General features: G+C 76.9%; 21 protein-coding genes. 10 read left to right on the forward strand and 11 right to left on the reverse strand.

Going from position 1 to position 18566, the window contains the following annotated elements:
• Nucleotides 1-15 precede the first annotated feature (15 nt).
• Complete coding sequence (locus ACRYR8_RS11860) at nucleotides 16-915, forward strand: alpha/beta fold hydrolase (RefSeq protein WP_432483616.1); 900 nt, start codon at nucleotides 16-18, stop codon at nucleotides 913-915.
• A gap of 43 nt (nucleotides 916-958) precedes the next feature.
• On the opposite strand, the gene ACRYR8_RS11865 is transcribed toward ACRYR8_RS11860, so the two are convergent.
• Together ACRYR8_RS11865 and ACRYR8_RS11870 are read right to left on the reverse strand one after the other, a co-directional pair.
• A complete protein-coding gene (locus ACRYR8_RS11865; RefSeq protein ID WP_432483614.1) occupies nucleotides 959-1333 on the reverse strand; it encodes an ATP-binding protein in 375 nt (124 codons plus the stop codon).
• Between the two features lie 201 nt (nucleotides 1334-1534).
• Nucleotides 1535-3265 carry a phospho-sugar mutase gene (locus ACRYR8_RS11870; RefSeq protein ID WP_432483612.1) on the reverse strand — a complete coding sequence of 577 codons (1731 nt, stop codon included), beginning with the start codon at nucleotides 3263-3265 and terminating at the stop codon, nucleotides 1535-1537.
• Nucleotides 3266-3326: 61 nt separating this feature from the next.
• Here ACRYR8_RS11870 and ACRYR8_RS11875 point away from each other — a divergent pair, with 61 nt between their 5' ends.
• The 4 genes from ACRYR8_RS11875 to ACRYR8_RS11890 are packed head-to-tail and all read left to right on the forward strand — an operon-like array spanning nucleotide 3327 to nucleotide 6315.
• Complete coding sequence (locus ACRYR8_RS11875) at nucleotides 3327-3482, forward strand: hypothetical protein (protein WP_432483610.1); 156 nt, start codon at nucleotides 3327-3329, stop codon at nucleotides 3480-3482.
• Nucleotides 3483-3526: 44 nt separating this feature from the next.
• Entirely contained in the window at nucleotides 3527-4573 is a 1047-nt protein-coding gene (locus tag ACRYR8_RS11880; RefSeq protein WP_432483608.1) for an NADPH:quinone reductase, read from the forward strand.
• Nucleotides 4570-5235, forward strand: a complete 666-nt coding sequence (locus ACRYR8_RS11885; protein ID WP_432483606.1) for a nucleoside/nucleotide kinase family protein — start codon at nucleotides 4570-4572, stop codon at nucleotides 5233-5235. Before ACRYR8_RS11880 ends, ACRYR8_RS11885 begins: the two co-directional genes overlap by 4 nt.
• 3 nt (nucleotides 5236-5238) lie before the next feature.
• Complete coding sequence (locus ACRYR8_RS11890; RefSeq protein WP_432483604.1) at nucleotides 5239-6315, forward strand: CobW family GTP-binding protein; 1077 nt, start codon at nucleotides 5239-5241, stop codon at nucleotides 6313-6315.
• A 10-nt stretch (nucleotides 6316-6325) separates the two neighbouring features.
• Here the strand turns inward: ACRYR8_RS11890 and ACRYR8_RS11895 are convergent, their stop codons facing one another.
• Together ACRYR8_RS11895 and ACRYR8_RS11900 are read right to left on the reverse strand one after the other, a co-directional pair.
• Nucleotides 6326-7978 carry an efflux permease Rv1217c-related protein gene (locus tag ACRYR8_RS11895; protein WP_432483603.1) on the reverse strand — a complete coding sequence of 551 codons (1653 nt, stop codon included), beginning with the start codon at nucleotides 7976-7978 and terminating at the stop codon, nucleotides 6326-6328.
• The gene (locus ACRYR8_RS11900; RefSeq protein WP_432483601.1) at nucleotides 7975-8868 is read right to left on the reverse strand and encodes an ABC transporter ATP-binding protein; all 894 of its coding nucleotides are present in this window, start codon (nucleotides 8866-8868) and stop codon (nucleotides 7975-7977) included. Before ACRYR8_RS11900 ends, ACRYR8_RS11895 begins: the two co-directional genes overlap by 4 nt.
• A gap of 134 nt (nucleotides 8869-9002) precedes the next feature.
• On the opposite strand from ACRYR8_RS11900, the gene ACRYR8_RS11905 reads away from it, so the two are divergent.
• Nucleotides 9003-9770 carry a dihydrodipicolinate synthase family protein gene (locus ACRYR8_RS11905; RefSeq protein WP_432483599.1) on the forward strand — a complete coding sequence of 256 codons (768 nt, stop codon included), beginning with the start codon at nucleotides 9003-9005 and terminating at the stop codon, nucleotides 9768-9770.
• Between the two features lie 40 nt (nucleotides 9771-9810).
• Here the strand turns inward: ACRYR8_RS11905 and yidD are convergent, their stop codons facing one another.
• On the reverse strand, nucleotides 9811-10092 hold the full coding sequence (yidD, locus tag ACRYR8_RS11910; RefSeq protein ID WP_242125804.1) for a membrane protein insertion efficiency factor YidD: 282 nt from the start codon (nucleotides 10090-10092) through the stop codon (nucleotides 9811-9813).
• Nucleotides 10093-10240: 148 nt separating this feature from the next.
• Between yidD and ACRYR8_RS11915 the strand changes: the two genes are divergently transcribed.
• Entirely contained in the window at nucleotides 10241-11269 is a 1029-nt protein-coding gene (locus tag ACRYR8_RS11915) for an efflux ABC transporter ATPase subunit, DrrA-related (RefSeq protein WP_432483597.1), read from the forward strand.
• The gene (locus ACRYR8_RS11920) at nucleotides 11266-12060 is read left to right on the forward strand and encodes an ABC transporter permease (RefSeq protein WP_242125808.1); all 795 of its coding nucleotides are present in this window, start codon (nucleotides 11266-11268) and stop codon (nucleotides 12058-12060) included. Before ACRYR8_RS11915 ends, ACRYR8_RS11920 begins: the two co-directional genes overlap by 4 nt.
• 58 nt (nucleotides 12061-12118) lie before the next feature.
• Here the strand turns inward: ACRYR8_RS11920 and ACRYR8_RS11925 are convergent, their stop codons facing one another.
• The 3 genes from ACRYR8_RS11925 to ACRYR8_RS11935 form a co-directional block, all read right to left on the reverse strand.
• A complete protein-coding gene (locus tag ACRYR8_RS11925) occupies nucleotides 12119-13213 on the reverse strand; it encodes a quercetin 2,3-dioxygenase (RefSeq protein ID WP_432483595.1) in 1095 nt (364 codons plus the stop codon).
• The gene (locus tag ACRYR8_RS11930; protein ID WP_432483593.1) at nucleotides 13210-14169 is read right to left on the reverse strand and encodes an alpha/beta hydrolase fold domain-containing protein; all 960 of its coding nucleotides are present in this window, start codon (nucleotides 14167-14169) and stop codon (nucleotides 13210-13212) included. The genes ACRYR8_RS11925 and ACRYR8_RS11930 overlap by 4 nt, the downstream gene beginning before the upstream one ends.
• Before the next feature lie 88 nt (nucleotides 14170-14257).
• Entirely contained in the window at nucleotides 14258-15175 is a 918-nt protein-coding gene (locus tag ACRYR8_RS11935) for a LysR family transcriptional regulator (protein ID WP_432483591.1), read from the reverse strand.
• 177 nt (nucleotides 15176-15352) lie between these two features.
• Between ACRYR8_RS11935 and ACRYR8_RS11940 the strand changes: the two genes are divergently transcribed.
• Together ACRYR8_RS11940 and ACRYR8_RS11945 are read left to right on the forward strand one after the other, a co-directional pair.
• Entirely contained in the window at nucleotides 15353-16486 is a 1134-nt protein-coding gene (locus ACRYR8_RS11940) for a CAP domain-containing protein (RefSeq protein WP_432483589.1), read from the forward strand.
• A 332-nt stretch (nucleotides 16487-16818) separates the two neighbouring features.
• The gene (locus ACRYR8_RS11945; RefSeq protein ID WP_432483587.1) at nucleotides 16819-17019 is read left to right on the forward strand and encodes a hypothetical protein; all 201 of its coding nucleotides are present in this window, start codon (nucleotides 16819-16821) and stop codon (nucleotides 17017-17019) included.
• A gap of 17 nt (nucleotides 17020-17036) precedes the next feature.
• Here ACRYR8_RS11945 and ACRYR8_RS11950 read toward each other — a convergent pair whose 3' ends face one another.
• The 3 genes from ACRYR8_RS11950 to ACRYR8_RS11960 are packed head-to-tail and all read right to left on the reverse strand — an operon-like array spanning nucleotide 17037 to nucleotide 18564.
• Entirely contained in the window at nucleotides 17037-17894 is an 858-nt protein-coding gene (locus ACRYR8_RS11950; protein ID WP_432483722.1) for a purine-nucleoside phosphorylase, read from the reverse strand.
• Nucleotides 17891-18313, reverse strand: coding sequence for a monovalent cation/H(+) antiporter subunit G (gene mnhG, locus ACRYR8_RS11955; protein ID WP_432483585.1), 423 nt, complete (start codon nucleotides 18311-18313; stop codon nucleotides 17891-17893). Before mnhG ends, ACRYR8_RS11950 begins: the two co-directional genes overlap by 4 nt.
• Nucleotides 18310-18564 (reverse strand): monovalent cation/H+ antiporter complex subunit F, encoded by a 255-nt coding sequence (locus tag ACRYR8_RS11960; protein ID WP_432484770.1) that lies wholly within the window; start codon nucleotides 18562-18564, stop codon nucleotides 18310-18312. Before ACRYR8_RS11960 ends, mnhG begins: the two co-directional genes overlap by 4 nt.
• Nucleotides 18565-18566 lie beyond the last annotated feature (2 nt).

Raw genomic sequence — 18566 nt, forward strand, 5'->3', positions numbered from 1 at the left:
CCTGATGGAGGCCCCGTGACCAGCGACGCCGTCGTCGGCTCCTTCCCGTCCCCCGCGGACGGGCTGCACCTGACCACGTACCGCTGGGCCGGCGTGCCCGGCCGGCCGCTGGGCGTGGTCCAGGTCGCGCACGGCCTGGCCGAGCACGGCCGCCGCTACGCCCGCCTGGCCGCGGCGCTGAACGCCGCGGGTTTCACCGTCGCCGCGAACGACCACCGCGGCCACGGCTCCTCGACCGGGGAGGGCGTGCCCCTCGGGGGTTTCGGCGCCGCCGGGTTCGAGGGCTTCGTCGCCGACATCGCCCGGCACGGCGAACTGCTGCACGAGGAGTTCCCCGGCCTGCCGGTGTTCCTGCTCGCGCACTCCCTCGGCTCGATGGGTGCTCAGAACGTCCTGCTGGAGCACCCCGGCCTGTACGCGGGCGTCGTGCTCAGCGGCTCCACGTCGCTGGACGGCCTCGTCGACGTCGTGCGCTCCCTGCCGGCGGACCAGCCCGGTCTGGCGGCGTTCAACGCCCCGTTCGAGCACCGCACCGGGTTCGAGTGGCTCAGCCGCGACGAGGCGGAGGTCGACGCCTACGTGGCCGACCCGCTGTGCGGGTTCCCGACGGAGGACGCGATCCTCGCCGGGGCCCTGGCGACCGCCGGCGCGACCGCCGACCCCGCGCGCCTGGCCGCGATCGGCCCGGACCTGCCGGTCCTCGTCGTCAGCGGTGCGGACGACCCCGTCGGCGGCACCGGCGGCGAGCTCCTGGTCCGCCTCGCGGAGCGCTACCGCGCGGCCGGGCTGCGCGACGTGACCCTGGAGGTCCTCCCGGGCGCGCGGCACGAGGTCTTCAACGAGACGAACCGCGAGGAGGTCACCGCCCTGGTCGTCTCGTGGCTGCGGGAGCGGGCGGCGGCCCGGTCCACCTGACCGCGCGTCCACCGGTCCGCCTGACCGCCCGGCGGGCGCGCGGTCAGGGTGCGGGTTCCCGGGCCGCCACCTCGCACCACACCTGCAGCGCGTCGGGGGTGCGGCGCCAGCCCCAGTCCCGGCTCAGGCTCGACAGGAGGGCGGCCGACTCGGCGCGCACCTGCACGTCCTCCGGGCCCGCGAGGTCGACCACCACGGTGATCCCGTCGCCGGCCTCCTGGACCTCCACGGCCGTCGGCCGCCTGGCGGCGTCGTCGGTGGCCAGGAGTTCCGCGGCGGCCTGCACGAGGTCGTCGGCGCGGTCGTCGTCGACGCCCGACTGCTGGGCGAAGAGGTGCACGAACCGGCGCACCTGCGCGAAGGCGTCGCCCTCGGCCGGCACGGCCAGGCGGACGCGGTCACCGGCGCCGGACGTCACGCGGCACCTGCGGGGGTGCGGAGGTGGGGACGGGCCGTGCGGGATCGGGGAGTGGCAGCGTTCACGGCATCTCCGAGCGGTCGGGCGCCACGGTGCCCGGGGGCACCGCCGTCGGCGGCTGCTGCAGGGCCCGCTGCAGGACCCGCACTCCTGCTACCCCCGCGCCCGTGCGCCCAAACCCCGACCGCCCGCCGGGGCCGGTCAGCCGATGCCCGTGGCGGCCCGCACGTCGCGGCGCACCGCGTCCAGCCGGTCCGCCGCGAGCGCACGCGCCGCGGCCAGGTCCGCGGCGGTACCCGCGGGGTCCACGTCGACGACGACCTCGCAGTAGCACTTCAGCTTCGGCTCGGTGCCCGAGGGGCGCACCACGACGCGCGCGCCCTGCGCGGTGCGCCAGCGCAGCCCGTCGGTGCCCGGCAGGCCGTCGACGCCGTCGCGCAGGTCCTCCACGGACGTCACCGGCGAACCGCCCAGCTCGGCGGGCGGCCGGTCGCGCAGCCGGGCCATCGCGTCCCCGATCAGCGAGAGGTCCTCCACGCGGATCGACACCGGCCCGGTGACGTGCACGCCGTCGCGGCGGGCGACGTCGTCGAGCACGTCGAGCAGGGTGCGCCCGTCCGCGAGCAGCCGCCGCGCCAGGCGGGCGGTGAGCACCGAGGCGGAGATCCCGTCCTTGTCGCGCACCACGGCGGGGGCGACGCAGTACCCGATGGCCTCCTCGTAGCCGAAGGAGATGCCGGGCACGCGGGCGATCCACTTGAACCCCGTCAGGGCCGGGGAGAAGCGGGCCCCGTGCGCGGCGGCGATGCGGGCCAGGCCCTGGGAGCTGACCACCGAGCACGCCAGCACGGCGCCCGGCGCCGCGAGGTGCTCACCCAGCACCCAGCCCAGCTCGTCCCCGGACAGCTGCCGCCACGCGGAGCGGTCCCCGCGCTCCCCGGTGGGGACGGCCGCGCAGGCGCGGTCGGCGTCCGGGTCCACGGCGAGCACCAGGTCGGCCCCCACCCGGGCGGCCAGGTCCAGCGCCAGGTCCAGCGCGCCGGGCTCCTCGGGGTTCGGGAACGCCACCGTCGGGAACGCCGGGTCCGCCTCGGCCTGCTCGGGCACCACGTGGACGTCGGTGAAGCCGCTGCGGCGCAGCGCCTCGGCGAGCACCGCGCCGCCGACGCCGTGCATCGCGGTGGTGACGACCCGCAGGTCGCGCGCCGGGGCTGGGTGCTCGGGCAGCCCCGTGGCGGCCAGCACCGCGTCGAGGTAGTCCTCGACGACGTCCTCGCCGAGCACCCGCCAGCCGCCCCCCGCGCGCGGCAGCCGCGCCAGCGGGCCGACCGCGCCGATGGCCGCGGCGATCTCGGCGTCCACGGGCGGCACGATCTGCACGCCGCGGCCGTCCTCGCCGCCGGCGCGGCCCCCCAGGTAGACCTTGTAGCCGTTGTCCTGCGGGGGGTTGTGGCTGGCGGTCACCATGACGCCCGCGTCGGCGTCCAGGGCGCGCACCGCGAACGCCAGCACCGGCGTGGGCAGCGGGCGCGGCAGCACCAGCACCTCGCACCCGGCGGCGGTGAGCACCGCCGCGGAGTCGTCGGCGAACTCCCGGGACCGGTGGCGCGCGTCCAGGCCGACCACGACGCGGGGCCGCTCGAAGCGCTGCGCCAGCCACGTGCCCAGACCCGCCGCCGCCCGCTGCACCACTGCCCGGTTCATGCGGTGCTCACCGGCGCCGACCGCGCCCCGCAGCCCCGCCGTGCCGAACTCCAGCGCCCCCGAGAACCGGTCCGCGAGGTCGGCGGCGGCCGCCGCGTCACCGCCCTCGGCGGCGGTCAGCACCGCCCGCAGCTCCTCGCGGTCGCCCTCGTCGGGGTCGTCCGCGATCCAGGCGAGCGCCCGCTCGCGCAGGTCGTCGGGCAGGTCGGTCGGCTCGCTCGCGCTCACGGCGACGACCCTACGACCCGGGGGCTGGCGCGGTGGGGGCCCGGCGCGCCAGGCTGGGACCGTGAGCGACGAGGTGAGCACCCCGCCGGCCGCGGCCGCCCGGGGCGAGGACGAGCTGCGGGTGCCGTTCTGGATCGTGCTGGCCGGCGTCGGCGCGGGCGCCGTCTGGGCGCTGGCCGGCGTCGCGCTCGGCGCGCGGCTGGCCCGCCGCCGCTGACCGCCGCGGGAACAACCCCCGGCGGTGGCGGGTTCGGCGCCGGTGTGAAGGCGATCGTCTACAGCGAGTCCGGTGGCACCGACGTCCTGCGGCTGGTGGAGCGGGAGGTGGCCGAGCCCGGCCCGGGGGAGGTGCGCGTGCGCGTGGCCGTCTCCGGCGTCAACCCCACGGACTGGAAGTCGCGCAGCGGTGCCACGGCCCCCGCGCCCACCGGCGAGGTGGTGCCGAACCAGGACGGGGCCGGCACCGTGGACGCCGTCGGCGAGGGCGTGAGCGGCCTGGCCCCGGGCGACGGGGTGTGGGTCTACATGGCCGCGCAGGGCCGCCCCACCGGCACCGCTCAGGAGCTCACCGTCCTGCCCGCCGAGCGGGTGCTCCCGCTGCCCGACGGCGTGCCCTTCGACGTCGGCGCCGCCCTGGGCGTGCCGGCCGTCACCGCCCACCGCGCCCTCACCGTCGCCGAGGACGGCCCGCGCCGCCTGGCGCCCGGCGCCCTGTCCGGTCGCACCGTGCTCGTCGCCGGCGGCGCGGGAGCCGTCGGGCACGCCGCGATCCAGCTCGCCCGCTGGGCGGGGGCCACCGTGGTCGCCACCGTCAGCGGCCCGCGCAAGGCGGACCTGGCGCGCGCCGCCGGTGCCCACCACGTCGTGAACTACCGCGACGCGGACGCCGCCGAGCAGGTCCGCCGCGCGGCCCCGGACGGCGTCGACCAGGTCGTGGAGCTGGCGCTGGGCGCGAACCTGGAGCTGGACCTGGCCGTGGTGCGCCCGGGCGCGAGCATCGCCGTGTACGCCAACGACGGCGGTGTGCCCGTGGAGCTGGACGTGCGCCCGAACATGGTCCTGAACACCCGCTTCCAGTTCGTCCTCATGTACACGATGGGGCAGCACAACCTCGACGCCGCCGCGCAGGACGTCACCGCGGCGCTGCGCGACGGGGCGCTGCCGGTGGGGGAGGAGCACGGCCTGCCGCTGACCCGCTTCCCCCTGGAGCGCACCGCCGAGGCGCACGCCGCCGTCGAGGCCGGCACCGTCGGCAAGGTGCTGATCGACGTGGCGGGGGACGGGGCGGGGGAGGCGGCCGGCTCGTGAGCGCCGCCCCCGCGTTCGGCGACCTCGTGCGCCGCGCTGCCGGCCTGCCGGGGCGGCGGGTGCTGCTGGGGATCGCCGGGCCGCCCGGCGCGGGCAAGACCACGCTGGCGCGCGCCCTCGTCGCCGCCGTCCGCGCGGCCGCCGGGGACGGGGCCGCCGCCCAGCACGTGCCGATGGACGGCTTCCACCTGGCCGACGTGGAGCTGGACCGCCTGGGCCGGCGCGACCGCAAGGGCGCACCGGACACCTTCGACGCCGCCGGGTACGCGGCCCTGCTGCGCCGGCTGCGCGAGCAGGGCCCCGGGGAGGTCGTCTACGCCCCGGCGTTCGACCGGGAGATCGAGCAGCCGGTCGCCGGGAGCGTGCCCGTGCACCACGGCACCCGCCTCGTCGTCAGCGAGGGCAACTACCTGCTGCTGGACGGCGAGTGGGCGGGCGTGCGGGAGCTGTTCGACGAGGTCTGGTTCGTCGCCGGGGACAGCGCCACCCGCACCGGCCGCCTGGTGCGCCGGCACGTGGAGTTCGGCAAGGATCGGGCCGCCGCGCAGGCGTGGGTGGCGACCGTGGACGCGCCGAACGCCGCCGTCGTGGACGCCACGGCGCACCGCGCGGACCTGGTGGTCCCCGAGGACCTCGACCTGACCGCGGGCCGCTCCCGGTAGAGGATGGGGCGCGTGCCGCGCATCCCCGTCGTCGTCCTCGCCGGCTTCCTCGGAGCCGGCAAGACCACCGTGCTGAACCACTTGCTGCGCTCGGCCGCCGAGGTGCGCCTGGGGGTGGTCGTCAACGACTTCGGCGCCATCGGCGTGGACGCGCTGCTGGTCGCGGGGCTGGCCGACGACACCGTCTCGCTGGAGAACGGCTGCCTGTGCTGCAGCACCGAGGACGGCAGCGTGGAGGAGCTGCTGGCCCGCCTGGCGGCACCCGGGGGCGGGGAGGTCCTCGACGCGGTCCTCATCGAGGCCAGCGGCCTCGCGGAGCCGGCGGCGATGGTGCGCCGGGTGCTCCTCAGCGGCGTCGAGGGGATCGAGTACGGCGGCCTCGTCGTGGTCGTGGACGCCGTGGAGTTCGAGGCGACGCGGTCGCGCCACCCCGCGCTCGGCGACCACGTCGCGATGGCCGACGTGGTGCTGCTGACCAAGACCGACCTCGTGGGGGAGGCGGAGCTCGCGCGGGTCGCCGCGCGCTGCCGGGAGCTGAACCCGTGGGCGCCCGTGGTGCCCGCCGCGCGGGGGCGCGTGGACGCCCGGCTGCTGTTCGACGAGCGGCCCGCGGTGCAGCGCCAGCTGACGCTGGGGGAGGCGGTGGCCGAGGAGCACGGCGACCACCTCCACACCGCGTACGAGACCGTGGAGTTCACCAGCGACGAGCCCCTCGACCCGCGCGCGTTCGTGCGCTTCCTGGACGGGCGGCCCTCGGGGGTCTTCCGCATCAAGGGTTTCGTGCGCTTCGCCGCGCCCTCGCACCCGCAGCGGTTCGTGCTGCACACCGTCGGCGCGGCCGTGCGCTTCGAGCGCACGGCCTGGCCGCGGGGTTCGGCGCGCCGCACGGAACTCGTCCTCATCGGCGCCGGGATCGACGAGACGGCGCTGCGGGGGGACCTGCGAGCCTGCGTGGCGGGCGGGCCGGTGGCGGACGAGGAGATGGCGATGATGGGCGTGCTGCGCAACACCGAGGGCGTCGACACCGAAGGTGTCGAAGGCGCCGGTGCCGAGGACCCGGACGGCGGCGGCGCGGGCTGACGCGGGCGCGTCAGCACAGCAGGTCCCGGCGCCGGTACCCCGCTGCGCCGACGACGGCGAGCAGCACCGCCACGAGCGTCATCACCAGCGCGGCGGCCGTGCCGGCGGGTTCCAGCGGCACGAGCGCCAGGTGCGCGAACGGCGAGACCTCCCGCACCCACGCCGGGGCGCCGGTGCTGTCGGCGAGGACCTGCAGGAGGAAACCCCCGACCGCGGGCAGCGAGCCCACCAGGGCGGTGGCCGACGGCAGCCACCCGGCGGCGAGCACCGCCGCTCCCAGGCAGAGCAGCGCCACCGGTGCCGTGCTCCACGTGCCGCGCAGCGCCTCCGGCAACGTCAGGCCGCCCCCGGAGGCGGCGACCCCGGCCCAGGTGGCGAACCCCGCGACGGTCAGCAGGGCGAGGAGCCCCGCGGCCGACACGGCCGCCTCGGTGCCGAGCAGGCGCACGCGGCCGACCGGGCCGGCGGCCAGGAGCGCCAGGCGGCGGTCCGGCTCCGCGCTCACGAGCGCTGCGATCCGCACCGCGGCGAACACGCCGACCGGGACGGGCAGCAGCGAGAACACGGTCGCGGCGAAACCCCGCACGCTGTCCAGCGCGGCGAAACCCGCCTGCCCGGCCAGGTCGCTCACGGCCGCGTCCCGGGTGAGGAACTCCGTGAGGGCGACCGCGGTGGTGCCGATGAGCAGGTAGTAGGCGCCGATCCCCGTGGACCACCCCGCCAGCGGCCGCAGGGCACGGCGCACCGCGAAACCCTCCACCGAGCCCAGCAGCGCCGTGCGGGCCCGCCGGTGCGCGGGGCGTGCGAGCAGGCCCGAACCCACGTCCCGCCGGCCGGCCAGGACCAGCGCGACCGCGGCGAGCGCCGCCGCCGCCGCGAGCAGCAGCAGGACGGGCAGCACCCGGTCCTGCGCGTACGGCCGGCTCAGCTCCAGCAGCCCGAACGGCGAGGCCCAGCGCAACCCCTGCCACCCGGGCACGCCGTCGGCGACGGACCGGGTCAGCAGACCCGCGCCGAGGGCTGCGACGGCCGCACCGGTGGCGGCCGAGCGGGTGCCGAGGACCTGCGCGGCCAGCGCGGCGACGGCCGCGGAGAACAGCCCGAGGGCGGCGATCCCGGCGCCGTGGACGGCGGCACCGGCCGCCGGGGTCCCGGCGAGGAGCAGGGCCGCCGCGACGGCCGCACCCGTGGCGGTCACCACTGCCGCCACCGCGAGCAGGTGCCTGCCCACGGCCGTGCGCAGCCGCACGGGGCCGGCCAGCAGCAGGTTCCAGCGCCCCGCCTCCTCCTGGCCGCGGGTGGTGCGCGCGGTCGCCAGCGCGGCCCACGCGCCGACCAGGACGGCGACGGGGGTGCCCGAGCGCCACACGGTGAAGCCGCCGGCGGTCTCCAGCGCGACGGGCTCCCCGAACAGGGTGCGCACGGCCGGGTTCTGCGCGACGGCCAGCAGGCCGGTGAGGGTCGCGGGGTCGGCGACCAGGGCGTCGAAGCTCGCCGCGACGGTCGCCGTCAGGGCGAGCGCGACGAGCAGGGTCGCCAGCCCGCTGCGCCGCACCTGGCGCAGCGCCAGGCGCCCCACGGCGCGGCCGGCGCCCGGTGCGGCGGCCGGGACGACGGGGGCGCCCGGGACCTGCACGGGTGCGGGGGAGGTGCGCGTGCTCACCGCACGGCTCCTTCCCCGTAGTGGTCCAGGAAGATCTCCTCCAGGCGGGGTTCGCGCACGCTGAGCGCGGTGACCCCCGCCGCGGCGAGCTCGCCCAGCACGGGGCCGGGCGAGCCGGTGAGCGAGAACCGCAGCCGCCCCTCGCCGGTGCTCTCCACCCCCTCCACGCCGGGCACCGCGTCCAGGCGCGGCCGTTCGCCCGTGAAGGTGACGGTCACCTCGCTGCGGTGCAGGCGCCGCAGCTCCGGCACGCCGGCGACCTCCACGAGGCGGCCGGCGCGCAGGATGCCGACGCGGTCGCACACCGCCTCCACCTCGGCGAGCTGGTGGGAGCACAGGAACACCGTCCGCCCCTGCTCCCGGGCCTCGACGACGGCGCGGCGGAACTCGCGCTCCACCAGCGGGTCCAGCCCGCTGGTGGGTTCGTCCAGCACCAGCAGGGGCGCTCTGCTCGCGAAGGCGGCCACCAGGGCGACTTTCTGCCGGTTCCCGCTGGAGTACGTGTGCGCGGGTTTCGAGGGGTCCAGGCCGAACCGTTCGACGAGCTCGTCGCGGCGCGCGGTGTCGGTGCCCGGCCCGGTGGCGGCCAGCAGGTGCAGCACCTCGGCCCCGGTCAGCTTCGGCCACAGCGCCACGTCGGCGGGTACGTGCGCCAGCAGCCGGTGCGCGCGGGCGACGTCGGCCGCGTCGACGCCGAACACCTCCGCGCGCCCGGCGGTGGGCCGGGCGAAACCCAGCAGCAGGCGGATCGTGGTGGACTTCCCCGCGCCGTTCGGGCCGAGGAAACCGAACACCTCTCCGGCGGGGACGTCCAGGGACAGGTCGTCGAGGGCCGTCGTCCGGCCGTAGCGCTTGGTGAGGCCGACGGCGCGCAGCGCTGGTCCGCTCATGGTGGGGAACCCTTCCGGTCGTCGTGGATCTGACCGCCGACCAGGCTTCCCGGCACACCGAGGAGGAGCGTACGCCGATCGCACGGCCCCGGACAGGGGGTTCCCGCGCGTCGTCGCTGTGGCAGGGGCCCGGTGTGCAGAGGAACCCGCAGCAGGGTGCGTCCCGGCCGTTCACCGGGCTGGTCGCCTACCCGCCCACCCCCTTCGACGCGTCCGGTGCGGTCGACACCGCGGCGCTTCCCGACCTGGTGACCCGTCCGGCCGCCGGCGGCGCCGACGCCGTCGCCGTGCTCGGGACCTCCGGCTCAGGGGTGTACCTCGACGCCGGGGAACGGCGCACCGTCGTGCGGCACGCCGCGCGGGCGCTGCGGGGTTCGGGGGTCCCGCTGTACGCGGCGGTCAGCGCCCTGGCGACCCGGGACGCGGTGTCCGCCGCCCGCGACGCCGTGGACGCCGGTGCCGACGGGGTCCTCGTCTCGCCGGTGGGCTACGTGCCGCTGACCGACGAGGAGGTGGTGCCGCACGTGGCGGCCGGCGCCGCGGCGGCGGGGGTCCCGGTGTGCTTCTACAACAACCCGGCCACCACCCGCTACGACGTGCCGCTGCCGGTCCCGAGGGAACTGGCGGGTGCCGGTGCGGTGGCCGCCGTGAAGGACACCGCCGCCGGCCCGGAGCAGTGGCGCGAGCGCCTGGCGGGCTACCGGGACGCCGGGCTGCCGTGCGCCGTGGGGCTGAGCCGGGACGTGCTGCTGGTGGGGGCCGGCAGCGCCGCGGACGCCTGGCACTCCGGCGTCGCGGCGCTGGGCGTTCCGGCGGGAGCGCCGCGCGGGCCCCTGCGGCCGGCGCCGGACGCGGCGGTGCGCAGGTTCCGCGAGCTGGTGGCGGCCGCGCCGGTGCGCTGACCCCGTCCGCCGCTGCGCCGGACCGCGCCGCCCGGCTCGCTCAGAAGCGGAAGGGGATGGGGATCGGCCCGCAGCAGCACACCCCGCGCCCACCGCCGGCCATGAGCAGCGACGCGGCCTGGTAGCAGGCCAGGAACCGCACGGCGCTGGGCACGGCGCCGCCCAGCAGCCCGCGGCTGCGCACGATGCTGCGCACGGCCCCGGAACAGGAGTCGCCGCCGTGGGCGACGCGGTGGGCGCACGCGTAGCCCTTCCTGGGTGAGATCCGGCGCTGGTACACGTCGCAGAGGGCGTCGAACGCTCGGGCTGCAGGGCTCGTCATCCCCCGACGCTAGCGCCCCCGCGGCCGCGGCGCCCGGCGTCGGGCGCCGCGGCGATGAGTCCGGCGCCCCGCACCGGTCACCCCCTCGACGACTGGTCGACGACAAAGGAGCGGCGTGGTGTCGGAGGTCTTCCCTAGGGTTCCGGTCATGGCAACGACGAGCACGGCCACCGCGCGGGCGGTGCCCCCGGCGGTCGAAGCACGGGGACTGGTGAAGAGGTACGGCGACGTCACCGCGGTGGCGGGCGTCGATCTGACGGTGCCGGCGGGCACCGTCCTGGCCCTGCTGGGGCCCAACGGCGCGGGCAAGACGACGACGGTGCGGATGCTCACGACGCTGCTGGTCCCCGACGAGGGGACCGCGACGGTCGCGGGCGTGGACGTCGTGGCCGACCCGCGGGAGGTGCGCCGGCGCATCGGCCTGTCCGGCCAGTACGCGGCGGTGGACGAGAACCTCACCGGGTTCGAGAACCTCGACATGGTGGGACGGCTGTACCACCTGGGGCGCAGGCGCTCGCGCGAGCGGGCGTGGGAGCTCCTGGAGCAGTTCGACCTGACGGACGCGGCCAAGCGGGTCGCCAAGACGTACTCCGGCGGCATGCGCCGCCGGCTCGACCTCGCGGGCGCCCTGGTGGCCGAGCCGCCGGTGCTGGTCCTGGACGAGCCGACCACGGGGCTCGACCCGCGCAGCCGCAACGACATGTGGGAGCTGCTGACGCGGATGGTCGGCGGCGGAACCACGCTGCTGCTGACCACGCAGTACCTGGAGGAGGCCGAGCGCCTCGCCGACGACATCGTCGTCATCGACCACGGCCGCGTCATCGCGCGCGGCACCGCCGACGAGCTGAAGACCCAGGTCGGCGGGCAGCGCGTGGAGGTCGTCGTGGCCGCCGACGGGGACGTGGACGCGGCGGTCGCCGTGCTGCACGAGGTGGCCGTCGGCGAGCTGCAGGTGGAGCGCCGCGCGCGCCGGATCACCGCACCGGTGACCTCGGGCACGCAGGTGCTCGTGCAGGTGCTGCAGCGCCTCGGCGAGGTGGGCATCGTGCCGCTGGACGCGGGGCTGCGCCGCCCCACGATGGACGACGTCTTCCTCACGCTGACGGGCAAGCCGGCCGACGAGGTCGCCGGCGTCGACGAGCCGGCGCGGCCGGTGGGGGAGGGGGTGCGGCCGTGAGCGCGGTCGGGGTGGTGCTCGCCGACAGTTCGGTGATCGCCAAGCGGAACATGCTGAAGATCACGAGGATCCCCGACCTGCTGGTCGGCACCCTCATCTCGCCCATCATGTTCATCCTGCTGTTCGGGTACGTCTTCGGCGGCGCGATCGACGTGCCGAACTACCGTGAGTTCATCGTGCCGGGCATCTTCGCCCAGACGGTCATCTTCGGGGCCACCATCACCGGCGCCGGCATCGCCGACGACATGCAGAAGGGCATCATCGAGCGGTTCCGGTCGCTGCCGATGGCCCAGTCCGCGGTGCTCGTGGGGCGCACGGCCTCGGACGTCGTCCTCAACGTCATCGTCACGGTCATCATGTCGCTGACCGGTCTGGTGATCGGGTGGCGGATCCGCACCTCGTTCCTCGACGCGGTCGTCGGTTTCGCGCTGCTGCTCCTGTTCGCCTACGCGCTGTCGTGGGTGATGGGCCTGCTCGGCCTGCTCATCCGCACCCCGGAGGCGTTCAACAACCTGACGTTCCTGACGATCTTCCCGCTGACGTTCATCACGAACGCCTTCGTGCCGCTGGAGACCTTCCCCGGCCCGCTGCAGACGATCGCGCAGTGGAACCCCGTCTCCACCCTCGTGCAGGCGGCGCGCGAGCGCTTCGGCAACGTGCCGCCGGGCACCGAGCTGGGCACCTGGTCGCTGCAGAACTCCGAGCTGTACACGCTGCTGTGGATCGTGGTGATCCTCGCGGTGTTCGTGCCGCTGGCGACCCGTCAGTACCGGCGGGCCGCGGCGCGCTGACCGCCCGGTGCCCGGCGGTCCCCGTCCCCGTGGTGCGGGGACGGGGGCCGCCGGCGCGTCAGATGCCCAGCCCGGCGGTGCGCTCCGGAGGCGGGCCCACCAGCACCAGGTCCAGCTCGTCCTGCAGCTTCTGCAGCACCTCCACCGGCGGGGGACCGACGAGGTCGGTGCTCTCGCTGCTCATCGTCCCCGGCTCCGGGTAGGAGCGGTCCTGCGTGGGCGAGCCCAGGACGCTGAAGAACGGCTCGAACACGTCCGGGGTGAGGATCCCCAGCATCTCCGTGCGGTGCGCGTCGAACGCGAACGTGTGGATCGTCCCCGCGGGCGCGTGCACGAAGTCGCCGGGGGTGAGCAGCACCTCGGTGCCGTTGACCCACAACCACACCCGCCCGGACAGGCACAGGAAGTTCTCGGTGTGCTCGCGGTGGAAGTGCCGCCCGAAGTATCGGCCCGGTGCGCCGACGGTGTGGATCGCGAAGTACCGGTGGTCGGTGTTCCGGCCCCGCGACAGGTACGTGTAGAGGGCGTCGGGGGTGCGCAACCGGTCGCCCTCCCCGCCGCGCAGGAAGTACGGCTCGACACCGGCGGGCAGGTCGGCGTCCCACTGCTCGCCGGCGCGCACCTCCTCCAGGGACGGGAAGGTGACGCCCAGCGGTGCGCCGGCCTCCCGGCGGCGCTCCGGCGACGGCGGCCCCGACGGGCGGTCGCGGTGGGCGTGCACGTCCACCGGCGTGCCCAGCGCCTCGACGAGGGCGAGCGCCCCGCCGGGCGCGGCCCACGTCAGCAGCCGCGTGCCGTGGGCCAGGAACCGCCAGGCCAGCGGCGTCCCCGCGGGGACGTTGAACGAGTCGCCGGGCACCAGCACCCGGCTGGCGCCGCCCAGCTGGACCTGCGCGCTGCCGCGGACCAGCACGAAGGAACGCTGCTGGTCGCGGTGGACGTGGTGGGCGGTGGACGCCCCGCGGGGACCGTCGACCCACGCGGCGTCGAACAGCCCGCCCGTGTCGGCGGCCCGGGCGAACACCGTCCACAGCTGGCCGTCCAGCTCGTAGCGGTGCCCCTCGCCGTGGGCGACGTAGTACGGCACCGGCTCGCCCGGCAGCGCGCCGCGCACCGGTGCCAGCCCGTGCACGGTCTCCAGGTCCACGCTCACGCGGTCTCCTCCCCCAGCAGGTGGCGGGCGAGGAAGTCGCCCACCTCGTCGTACGAGAACGTGGCCGGGCCGCTGCGCTCGCCCCGCCCCGGCAGGAACTCCCGGACCGTGGAGGGGGCGCTGCCCTCCCGCTCCAGCCGCCCGTCGTCGAAGACGCGCGGCCCGGGCACCTCCACGGCCCCGGCGGGGTTGAGGAACCCGTGCCGGTACCCGTCGAGCAGGTGCAGGGTGCTCTCCACCCCGGAGGCGACGAGGGCCTCGTGCAGCAGGACGCTCTGGTCGCACCGCACGAGGACGTCGGCGGTGCCGTGCGCGACGTGGAACGGCGGTGCAGCGGCGGTGACGTGCGTCAACGGCGATGCGGCTCGCGCCGCCCCGCGCCGCTCGGCCGGCGGACCGCCCAGCAGCCGGGCTTCGGGCGCGTTCGCCCCGCTCATCGCCGGCGGCGCCGAACCGGTGGAGTCGGCCACCACCCGCTCCAGGTCCACGGGCCCGTAGCCCTCGGCGACGGCCTGGACGGCGGCGCCGGGCTCGCCGTCACCGACCCGCTCACCGGGCAGCACCGCCAGGTGGCCGGTGACGCCGGCCAGGGCCGCCAGGTGGCCGCCCGCGGAGGAACCCCACAGGCCGATCCGGGTGCCGTCCACGCCCAGCGCGCCGGCCTCGCGGCGCAGGAACCGCACGGCGGCGCGCACGTCGTGCAGTTGCGCCGGGAACAGGGCCTGGCCGCTGAGGCGGTACTCGATGCTGGCCATGGCCAGACCGCGGGCGGCGAAGAAGCGCGTCAGGTCCGGCGCCAGGTGCCGGTCGCCGGTGAACCAGCCGCCACCGTGCAGCCACACCACGACGGGGGCGGGTCCGGGGGCGCCGGGTGGCAGCACCAGGTCGAGCACGAGCGGGCCGTCGTCGCGCTCGGCGAACACCAGGCCGGTGCGGTCGGGGGTCGGGTCCTTCACCGCAGCATCCTCGACGACGACCGGTCGTGAGCACCAGGACGGAGATCGCAACGACCGTGAGGGGGAACCTCACGACCACCGCCCGGGATCAGCCCGGCGGGGGCAGGGCGCCGAACCGGCCGCCCTGCTCACGGGCCACGCGCAACGCGATCCGCTCGAACGCGCCGAGGGCGCGGCCGGGGTCCCCGGCCCGGTGCACCAGGCACACCGTGACGGGCGGGACGTCGCGCAACGGCACGAACCGCAGGTCCGGGCGCGCGTAACCGCGCGCGACGCTGGCCCCGGCGATGTTCACGGCCATGCCCGCGGCGCACAGGTCCAGCACCTCCTCCACCGTGCCGGCCGCCGGCTCCACGCGGGGACGGCGCCCGTCGGGGCGAGGGCTGACGAACCACGCGTCGAGGGTGGCGTCGTCGTCGGCGACCCCGACGAACCGCTCACCGGTGGTCTCGTCGATGCCCACCTCGCTGCGCCCGGCCAGCCGGTGCCCCGCGGGCACCACGAGCACCCGGTCCTCGCGCCACAGCGGCACGGCGCGCAGGTCCGCGACGGCCGGCGGGGTCACCGCCGGCACCAGCGCGGCGTCCACCCGCTCCGAGCGCAGCGCCCCCAGGGAGTCGGTCAGACCCAGCCGGCGCAGCTCCCAGCCCACCCCGGGCAGGGCCCGGGTCGCCGCCGCCAGGACCGCCGAGCACAGCGGGCCACCGGCGACGAGACCGACCACGACCCGCTCGCCGGCCTCGCGACGGCGCTGCGCCCACTCCTGGACCTCCTGCACGGACCCCACGGCCCGGCGGGCCAGCGGCAGCAGCTCCACCCCCGCGGCGGTCAGCTCCACGCGCCGCGACGTGCGGTGGAACAGCTGCACCTGCAGGCGCTTCTCCAGGGTCGCGACCTGCTGGCTCAGCGACGGGGCCGCGACGTGCAGGCGCTGGGCGGCGCGCGTGAAGTGCAGCTCCTCGGCCACGGCGAGGAAGCAGCGCAGCTGCTGGACGGTCAGCTCCACCGTCCCCCCGTCCCGCAGCGCTCCGCGGCGCCGCCGTGAGGGCGCCGCCGTGACGCCACGGTAGCGGGCTCCGAGGTGGCGGGCCGCGCACCCTCAAGGGGCCGGCGCCGGCGCCCGATCCCCTCCGTGGAACGCCCCCGCGACCGGCGGGGACGGCGGGCGGGTGGGGGCGGGGTCGTGAGGACGGATCGTGCGAGGACCGGACGAGGGCTGCGCGCCCCCGCGCGCCGGGCGCTGAGCTGCCTGCTGGCCGCTGGCGCGCTGGTGGGAACCGCCACGGGCACGGCCGCCGCCGCGCCCGCCGCCGTCCCCGCCGCCGCGCCCGCCGCCGTCACCCTGGGCTCGGCGCTCGCCGCGCCCACCACCGACCTCGCCACGCAGAAGCGCCAGGTCGTCGCCGGCGTCAACGCCGAGCGCGCCGCGCACGGACTGGCGCCGCTCACCGAGCTCGGCGACGTCTCCGCCGTCTCCCAGCGCTGGGCCGAGGCGCAGGCCGCCAGCGGGCAGTACCGGCACAACCCCGACTTCTCCGCGCAGCTGGCCGGGTACGCGGGCAAGGGCGAGATCATCCACCTGAGCTACCGGAACAGCACCGACGGGAACTGGGCCGTGCGCGGCTGGATCGGTTCCGCGCCGCACCACGCCATCATGCTCGGCGACTTCACCGGCATGGGCGTCGGCATCGCCGTCGGACCGGCGCGCGTCCCGAACGCGCAGACCGAGATCTACTACGTGGTGAACACCGTCGAGGGCACCCGCCCGGCGACCACCACGGTCTCCGCCCCCACCACCGGCACGTGGACGAACCGCGGCGCCACGCACCGCCTGCAGGGCGCCATCCTCGCGCGCTACCGGTCGATCGGCGGCCCCGGCAGCGTTCTCGGCCTGCCCACCACGTCGGAACTCACCACCCCCGACGGAACCGGGCGGTACACGCACTTCGAGGGCGGCTCGGTGTACTGGGCGCCGTCCACCGGCGCGCAGGTCGTGCGCGGCGCGATCCGCGGCACGTGGTCCGCCCTCGGCTGGGAGGCCTCGCCCGTGGGGTACCCGGCGGGGGAGGAGTTCGCGGTCCGCGACGGCGGGCGCGTGCAGCGCTTCAGCCGGGGCCTGGTGTACTGGACGCCGAAGCTCGGCGCCCACGAGGTCCACGGCGCCTTCGCGCGGCACTACGCCGCCCAGGGCTGGGAGAACGGGTCGCTGGGTTACCCCCGCACCGGTGAGCGCCCCGTGCGGGGCGGTGTGCGCCAGGAGTTCCAGGGCGGCACCCTCACGTGGGACCGCGCCACCGGGCGCGTCAACCGTTCCTGACGGGTCCCGGGTCCCCTCGCGAGAACAGCGTCCCGGCGGGGTTCCACGGGGCGCGTGGTCCGGCGGTGCTGGTCCGGTGCCGATCCCCACCCGGTGGGGCGTGACCCGCGTCGAGGCCGGCCTCCACCTCCCCTGCGACGACCTGACGCCACGGCCGCGCGCCGTCTGGTTCCGCGGGGTGACCGTGCACGCACCCGCGCCGGTGGTGCACCGCTGGCTGTGCCGGTTGCGCGTCGCCCCGTACGGCTGCGACCTCCTGGACAACCTCGGCCGCCGCAGCCCGCGCACCGCCGACGGCGGGCGCGGACCGCCTGGGAGCGGGCCAGCGCGGCATGACCACCTTCGAACTGGTGTCCTTCGCGCAGGACGAGCACCCGACCGTCCGGGTGCGCCCCGGACCGGGGCTGCGGCTGTTCGGCGAGTTCACCCTCACGTACGCCCTGCGGGAGACCGCGCCGGGGCGGACCCGCCTGGTGTGCAAGCTCCTGCTCGGCGGCCCACCCGGCCTGTTCCACGGCGCCGACCCACCGTAGGGCTGCGCGCAGCGGCCTCAGAGCAGCGGCACGACCCCGGCCAGCAGCGCGGCGCAGCGCGGCGCCGCCGCACGACCCGCTTCCAGCACCTCCTGGTGCGAGAGCGGCTGGTCCGAGACGCCCGCGGCGAGGTTCGTCACCAGGGAGAACCCCAGCACGTCCAGGCCGGCGTGCCGGGCCGCGATCGCCTCCAGCGCCGTCGACATGCCCACCAGCGTCGCGCCCAGCACGCCCGCCATGCGGACCTCGGCGGGCGTCTCGTACTGGGGGCCGTGGAACTGCGCGTAGACGCCCTGGGGCAGGTCCGGGTCCACGGTGCGGGCCAGGGCGCGCAGGTCCGAGGAGTACAGGTCGGTCATGTCGACGAAGGTGGCGCCCTCCAGCGGGGTGGCGCCGGTGAGGTTCAGGTGGTCGGCGATGAGCACCGGCGTGCCCGGGCCGATCGAGGGGTCCAGGCCGCCGCAGCCGTTCGTCAGCACCGCGGTGCGGCACCCCGCCGCAGCGGCCGTGCGCACGCCGTGCGCGACGGCCCGCACACCGCGGCCCTCGTAGTAGTGGGTGCGCGGCAGCACCAGCGCGGCCAGCGGCTCGGCGTCCTCGCGCGGCACGCGGACGGAGCGCACCGTCCCCGCGTGCCCCACCACGGCCGGTGCCGTGAACCCCGGCACCTCGGTGCCCGGCACCTCGGCGACGACCTCGCCCAGGCGGTCCGCCGCGGCCGCCCAGCCCGAGCCCAGGAACAGCGCCACGTCGTGGTGGGGGACGCCCGTCAGTTCCGCGACGCGCGCGGCGGCGCGGGCGGCGAGGTCGAAGGGGTCGTCGGCGTGGCCGGTGGAGTGCCGGGCGGGCGGGGCGGCTTTCGTCACGGAGTTCAGCCTAGGTCGTGCCCGGGCGCCGCGTCCCCACCCGCGTCCCCACCCGCGTCGCCACCCGTGTCCGGGCCGCTGCCGTCGTCGACGACCCGGGCCAGGTCGTCGTGGACCAGGCCCTCGCGGGGGACGACGCCCGAGCGGTAGCCGGCGCGCGCCAGCACGTGCGCCGACACCGGCGCGGTGATCACCTGGAAGGCCCCCACGAGCAGCAGCGTGGCGACCGCGGCCACGCTGTGCGCGAACTGCAGCCCGACGCCCAGCAGCACCAGCAGCAGCCCCAGCACCTGCGGCTTGGTGCCGGCGTGCATGCGCAGCCACAGGTCGCCGAAGCGCACCAGCCCCGCCCCGGCGGTGACGGCGAACAGCGCCCCCACGACCACGAGCACACCGGAGACCACGTCCACGGCGTCCGCGCCGCTCACCGGTCGTCCCGCCCCGTGAAGCGCGCCACGGCGACCGACCCGGCGAAGCCCAGCAGCGCCAGCACCAGCAGCACCGGCAGGTACGCGGTCGAGCCGCGGTCGGCGGCGACGACGGCCACCCCGCACAGCAGGACCGCCACGAACACGTCCACCGCCGCCGCCCGGTCCAGCGTGGTCGGCCCGCGCACCAGGCGCACGGCCACCAGCACCGCCGCCAGCCCCAGCAGCGCCAGGGCGGTCCAGACGAACACCC

The sequence above is a fragment of the Kineococcus esterisolvens genome (genome assembly GCF_050871405.1).
Taxonomy (GTDB): Bacteria; Actinomycetota; Actinomycetes; order Actinomycetales; family Kineococcaceae; genus Kineococcus.